The sequence below is a fragment of the Thermus arciformis genome (genome assembly GCF_900102145.1).
GTDB classification, from domain to species: domain Bacteria; phylum Deinococcota; class Deinococci; order Deinococcales; family Thermaceae; genus Thermus; species Thermus arciformis.
This window is the reverse complement of the sequence record NZ_FNBC01000070.1, coordinates 1-5147: the sequence shown is the minus strand read 5'-3', so window position 1 is coordinate 5147 and position 5147 is coordinate 1. Positions and strand designations below refer to the sequence as shown.

At 69.0% G+C, this 5147-nt stretch carries 5 protein-coding genes and 1 pseudogene; 2 read left to right on the top strand and 4 right to left on the bottom strand.

Features of this window, described 5'->3' with window-relative positions; all coding sequences use genetic code 11:
- Positions 1-260 (top strand): annotated as a pseudogene (locus tag BLP62_RS13190) (IS982 family transposase); the annotation flags it as partial.
- Between the two features lie 25 nt (positions 261-285).
- Here BLP62_RS13190 and aspS read toward each other — a convergent pair.
- The 4 genes from aspS to BLP62_RS13170 all read right to left on the bottom strand — a co-directional run bounded on the left by aspS (position 286) and on the right by BLP62_RS13170 (position 4007).
- A complete protein-coding gene (gene aspS / locus BLP62_RS13185) occupies positions 286-1554 on the bottom strand; it encodes an aspartate--tRNA(Asn) ligase (protein WP_093008733.1) in 1269 nt (422 codons plus the stop codon).
- Positions 1555-1670: 116 nt separating this feature from the next.
- Positions 1671-1970, bottom strand: a complete 300-nt coding sequence (locus BLP62_RS13180) for a hypothetical protein (RefSeq protein WP_093008732.1) — start codon at positions 1968-1970, stop codon at positions 1671-1673.
- Positions 1957-3270 carry a phospholipase D-like domain-containing protein gene (locus BLP62_RS13175; protein ID WP_093008731.1) on the bottom strand — a complete coding sequence of 438 codons (1314 nt, stop codon included), beginning with the start codon at positions 3268-3270 and terminating at the stop codon, positions 1957-1959. Before BLP62_RS13175 ends, BLP62_RS13180 begins: the two co-directional genes overlap by 14 nt.
- A complete protein-coding gene (locus BLP62_RS13170) occupies positions 3252-4007 on the bottom strand; it encodes a TatD family hydrolase (protein ID WP_093008730.1) in 756 nt (251 codons plus the stop codon). The genes BLP62_RS13175 and BLP62_RS13170 overlap by 19 nt, the downstream gene beginning before the upstream one ends.
- 48 nt (positions 4008-4055) lie before the next feature.
- Between BLP62_RS13170 and BLP62_RS13165 the strand changes: the two genes are divergently transcribed.
- Positions 4056-5042: a lipocalin family protein gene (locus BLP62_RS13165; RefSeq protein ID WP_093008729.1), complete on the top strand. Its 987-nt coding sequence runs from the start codon at positions 4056-4058 to the stop codon at positions 5040-5042.
- The last annotated feature ends 105 nt before the right edge of the window (positions 5043-5147 follow it).

The following is a 5147-nucleotide window of genomic DNA, read 5'->3' as shown; positions in this document are numbered from 1 at the left end:
ATCTGTACGAGGACCTCCTCCGGGAGGCCCAGGAGGTTGTTCCCATGGTCATCCGCAGGAGGAACAGCCGGCGGTATCTCCCTTGGATGCAGTACCTGGCCATCGTGGGGCGGAGGGTGGTGGAGACGGTGGGGAGCATGCTCCATCACCTCTTCCCCAGGCGCATCCACGCCGTGACCCAGGAGGGTTTCGTCATCAAAGTTCTCACCTTCGTCCTGGCCCATAACATCAGTCTCCTGACCCAGAAGATGGCTGGGTAGCAACTTGGGTTATGGTTACAGTGCTTTAGGGCGTGAGCCGGTGCCGGTCCCGGGGGAAGGCCCGGGCGTAGCGCACGTTGGGGAGGCCCAAAAGCTTCTGGGTGAGGCGCTCGGCCCCGATGGCGAACCCCCCGTGGGGGGGCATGCCGTACTTGAAGACCTCCAGGTACCCCTGGAAGGCCTCGGGGTCCATCCCCTTGGCCTTCAGGCTTTCCAAGAGCTCCTCGTAGCGGTGGATGCGCTGGCCCCCCGAGGTGATCTCCAGGCCGCGGAAGAGGAGGTCAAAGCTCCTCGTGGTGCCGTCCTCCTCGGGGTAGGTGTAGAAGGGGCGGACGGAACGGGGGTAGCGGGTGACGAAGAGCCAGTCCGAGCCCCAGCGTTCCTTGGCGTACTCCCCCAGGAGGCGCTCCGCCTCCTCGGAGAGGTCCTGGCCCACGGGGTAGCCGAGCTCCTCCTTGAGGACCCTTTTGGCCTCGGCGTGGGTGAGGCGGGGGATCTCCTGGGGGAAGGAGGGCCACTCTGCCCCCAGGAGGCGGATCTCGTTCCCGGCCGTGTTCAGAGCCTCCTCCAGCATCTCGGCGAGGAGGGCTTCCTCCAGCCGCATCAGGTCCTCCTCGTCCGCGATGAAGCCCATCTCCACGTCCAGGGAGAGGTACTCGTTCAGGTGGCGGCTCGTGTGGTGTTCCTCCATGCGCCACACCGGGGCCACCTCGTAGACCCGCTCAAAGACCCCCACCATGATCTGCTTGTAAAGCTGGGGGGACTGGGCGAGGTAGGCCCTTTTTTCAAAGTAGTCCACCCCGAAAAGCCCGCTTCCCCCCTCGGCCCCGGCCCGGACCACTTTGGGGGTGAAGATCTCGGTGAAATCCTGGCGGTCCAGATAGCGGCGGAAGCCCCGCACCAGGGCGGCCTGGACCTTGAGGGGGGCGCGGGCCTTCTCCCCCCTTAAGGTGACGTAGCGGTACTCCAGGAGGGTTTCGGGGTTCGCCCGCCACTCCTCCTTGGGGATCTCCACCGGGGTGGGCTCGAGGGCCGGGGAGAGGACCTCCACCTCCTTGGCCTGGACCTCGAGGCCCCCGGGGGCTTTGGGGTTTTCCACCACCAGGCCCCGTACCCTTAGGGCGGACTCGGGCAAGGGGAGTTTAAGCCCCCCGGTGACCACCTGGACGACGCCGCTTCGGTCCCGGAGGAGGAGGAACTGGACCTTGCCCAGGTCTCTTCGCCAGTGGAGGAAGCCCAAAAGCTCCACCTCCTGGCCCACGTGCGCTTTGAGGTCCCGTACCAGTACCCGCATGGCGTGCCCCCTTTCCTAAGCCTTGGCCCCCCCGGCCATGGAGAGCCGAGGGGGCCAGGCCTTGCCCCCCTTAGCGCTCGTTGTTGCGAAGGCGAGGGCGCATGTTGGGCCTAAGTTTAGGGGTTTTCCCCCGGAGGGTCAAGCCGTTCAAAGGCGAGGACCAGATGGGGAAGCTCCTCGGGGCCCGCCACGGCGAAGAAGTTCTCCTCCACCTCCCAGCGGGCCGCCCACTGCCCCTCCACCCCGGCGAGGGCGAGGGGCCTCGCCTCCTCCTTGAGGAAGCGCTTGCGCCTCAGGCGGAGGTCCCCCTTTTCCCCGTAAAAGACCTGGTAGACCACCCCGCCCCGGCGCTTCTCCCCGTAAACGCCCCCCTCTATGGGGCTCACCTCATAGCCCAGGGCCTCAAGGGCTTCCATCCAGCACCTCGAGGTTCTCCGGGCCTTCCAGGACGATCTCGTAGTAGCCGGCGTAGAGGACGATCCTCCCCCGGGCCCGCACCCGCTTTCCCAGGTAGCTTTCGGGGAAGGGTTGGCGGAAGAGGCCGTAGCTCCTCGGGAAGACCACCAGGCGGAGGTCGCTTTCCCCGGGGCCGAACTTGAGGAAGGCCACCGTGCCCCGGTCCTCCACCGCCTGGATCACCCCCTCCACCGTGGCCACGCGGCCGAAGTACCGGGGGGCCTCCTGCCAGGGGATGACCCCTTCCACCGGGGGGAGGGCGAAGGGGTTTTCCGGAAGGGCCTTCTCCCAGTCCCCCTCCATCACGGAAAGGAGCCTCCTAAAGGCCTCGGGGGCCTCCCGGGCGGTGAAGCGCACGGCGAGCTCCCGGTTGGCCTGGATGGAGTTGGCGCTCAGGTTGAGGCTTCCCAGAAGGGCCTCTTCCCCGTCCCGCACCAGGACCTTGGCGTGGACGTAGGGGTCGGGGAGGAAGCGCACCAGGGCCCCCGCCTCCTTGAGCCTCAGGGCCCCCGCCAGGAAGTAGGTGTCCCCGGGCTCTTGGGGGCTCCCCAGGATCCGGACCCGCACCCCCCGGCCCAGGGCCTCCTTCAGGGCGGCCTCCACCTCGGGGTCGGCCATGGCCTGGTGCTCCAGGAAAAGCTCCCTTTGGGCCCCCCGGATGAGGGCGAGGAGGGCTTCCCGGGCGTTCCCCTCCTTCACCCCGCCCAGGACGCGGCTTGGCGCCCAGACGAGAAGGGCTCGGGAGAGGTCCAGCCTTTGCCCCTCCCAGTCGGCCTCAAAGACCCTGGCGACCTCGGCCACCTGCTTGGGGTCGTCCAGGATGAGGGCGTACTCCCGGTTGGCGGCGAAGGAGCTTCCCGTGAGGTTCATGGTGCCCACCCAGGCCCGCTTGCGGTCCACCACCAGGCTCTTCTCGTGGACGAAGACGAAGCGGAAGGGGGTGGTGAGCCGCACCTCCACCCCTTGCTCCCTGAGCGCCTGGAAGACCTCGAGGTCCACCCGCCCCCCGGAGGGCTCCCGCTCCAGGAGGACCCGCACCCGCACCCCCCGCCTCACCGCCTCCCCCAGGGCCTCCACCACGTCCATGCGGCTTGGGGTCCAGAGGTACATCTTCACCAGGATCTCCTCCCGGGCGGAGGCGATGAGGTCCAGGAGGGGCTTGACCCCGTCCTCGGGCTCCACCACCAGGCGGGGCGCCGCCAGGGCCAGGGAGAGGAGCCAGAGCAAAAGGAGGAAACGCCTCATGGCCAGCCAAAGCATACCCGGGCGTTCCGGTCGGTGAGGGCCTCCGCCTCGGCGAAGGCCAGGCCCCGTGCCTCCGCGAGCTTCTCCAGGGTGAAGCGCACGTAGTGGGGACGGTTCCGCTTGCCCCGGAAGGGCTCCGGGGGGAGGAAGGGGGTGTCGGTCTCCACCAGGAGCCTGTCCTCGGGGAGCCGGGCCGCGGCCTCGCGCAGGGCGGCGTTTTTCCTGTAGGTGAGGGGCCCGGCGAAGCTGAAGTAGGCCCCCACCTCCAGGCCCGCCGCCTCCAGGGCGGGGTGGCCCCCGTAGGCGTGGAGGACGGCCCGCTTGGGCCGGTGGAGAAGGAGCCAGGCGGCGAGGTCCTCCTCGGCCTTGCCGTCCCTGCTCCGCACGTGGAGGACCAGGGGAAGGCCCATGGCCTCCGCCAAGGCCGCCTGGAAGTCCAGGGCCTTGAGCTGGGCGGCCCTGGTCTCCGGGGTCCAGTAGTAGTCCAGCCCCGTCTCCCCGATGGCCCGCACCCGCTCGCTTCGGGCGTAGTGGCGGAGGGCCTCCTCCACCTCGGGGGAGAGGAGGTGGGCGCTCGTGGGGTGGAGGCCCACCGCGGCGTAGACGTTCCCTTGGGCGAGGCTTAGGGTCTTCTCCCAGCGGGTTGGGTCCACCCCCAGGGTGAGCACGGCCTGGAGCCCGGGGAGGTGGGCTATGGCCTCGGCGAGCTCCTCGGGCTCCAGGAAGTCCAGGTGGGCGTGGGTGTCGGTCATGGGCCCAATCTACAATGGGGCCCTTGGGGACGTGGGTAGCATGAGGCCATGAAGCGCCTTTGGGCCTTTGCCCTTCTCCTCGCCGCCTGCGCCCCCGCCCTTTTGGGGGTGGACCCCGGGCGGCTTCCCGACCCCGAGGACTGGGACCCCAAGCCCGCCCCCCTGGAGTGGTGGTACGCCTCGGGCTGGGCGGAGCCTTACGCCTTCCACTTCGCCTTCTTCAAGGCCTACGCCCCCCCTTCCTACCGCATCCTCGGCCTTCCCGGGAGCCTCTTCGGGGCCTTCCACGCCGCCCACCTGGCCCTCACCGACCTCCGCACCGGGGAGAGGCGCTTCCTCGAGGCCTCCGACCAGGACCTCTTCGCCCCGAGAGGCCGGGCGGAGGCGGGGCCCAGGCTGGAGCTTGCGGGCTGGCGCTTTTTCCGGGAGGGAGAGGGCTTCCGCCTTCAGGCCCCCGGGGTGAGCCTCTTCTTCCTGCCGCAAAAGCCCCCGGTGGTCCACCCCCCGGGCTACTCGGGCACGGAGGAGACGGGGCGGATGTACTACCAGTCCTACACCCGGGCCGCCGCCTTCGGGCAGGTGCTCGGGGAAGGGGCCCAGGGGGAGGCCTGGCTGGACCACCAGTGGGGGGACCAGCTTTCCGGGGTCTCGGCCACCTGGGACTGGTTCGGCCTCCACCTCTCCGATGGCTCGGAGCTCATGGCCTACCAGGTGAAGGACCGGGAGGGCAGGGTGGTCCAGGTCTTGGGAAGCCGGGTGGACCCCTTGGGGCGGGCGGAGGCCCTGGAGCTCGCCTTCCTGCCCCAGGAGGCCTGGACGAGCCCCTCGGGCCGCACCTACACCCTGGCTTGGCGCCTGGAGGGCCCTGGGCTTTCCCTCGCCCTTAGGCCCCTCTTCCGGGAGGGGGAGATCCTCTCCCGGACCACCCGGGTGGCCTACTGGGAGGGGCCGGTGGTGGGGGAAGGGGTCTTTCGGGGAAGCGCCGTGCGGGCCAGGGGGATGGGGGAGTTCGTGGCCGGGGCCTTCCGCCCCTAGATTGCGCATGCTATACTAACCCAAGTTGCTACCCAGCCATCTTCTGGGTCAGGAGACTGATGTTATGGGCCAGGACGAAGGTGAGAACTTTGATGACGAAACCCT